The 688-nt window shown below is 74.9% G+C and carries 1 protein-coding gene; it reads left to right on the top strand.

The features are described from left to right. Nucleotides 1–688: hypothetical protein (locus FRW57_RS23765; protein ID WP_420853290.1), on the top strand; the 688-nt coding region annotated here is incomplete at both ends.

Consider the following 688-nt stretch of genomic DNA (forward strand, 5'->3'; position numbering starts at 1 on the left):
CTGGTGCTGCGCGAAGTCGGGGCGATGGTGCTCGTCGGCGTCCCGGCCGGTGCCGTGCTGACCCTCGTGCTGTCGTGGCTGGCCCGGCGCTACTGGCTGCCTGTCCCGGCGCCCTTCGAGTGGCGCCTGCCCGCGTGGGTGGCCCTGCTCCTCGCGGCGGTCGTGCTGCTGGGCACGGCCTTCATGGCCGTACTGCGCGTTTCGCGCGAACCGGTCGCCTCGCTGTTGCGGCGGGTGCCGGCGCGACGGGTCGGATGGCGGGTCGGTGCGGCCGATGCGGTGGTCGTCGCGGTGGCGATCGTCGCAGTCGTCAACGTCACCTCGGGCAGCGCGCAGGGACCGCTGGCCCTGGCGACCCCCACCCTTCTGGCCGTCGCCGTGGGACTGGTCCTGGCCCACCTGGTCGTGCCGGTGGCCACCGTCCTGGGCCGTTCGATGCTGGCCCACGGACACCTGGGCACGGGCCTGTCCGCACTCCAGATCGCGCGTCGTCCCGCGACCCGACGGGCCGTCGCTGTCCTCACCGTCTCCACCGCACTGCTCGTCTTCGCCGCCAACGCCCTGGTGATCGGGGCCCGCAACCGCAGCGACAGCGCCCAGCAGGTCGTCGGCGCCGCGCGCGTGGTGACCGTCGACCGCCCCGCCCTGTCGGAGGTGCGCCGCGTGCTGGACCGGCTCGACCCGAGCG

The organism is Segeticoccus rhizosphaerae, from assembly GCF_009192725.1.
Taxonomy (GTDB): Bacteria; Actinomycetota; Actinomycetes; order Actinomycetales; family Dermatophilaceae; genus Segeticoccus; species Segeticoccus rhizosphaerae.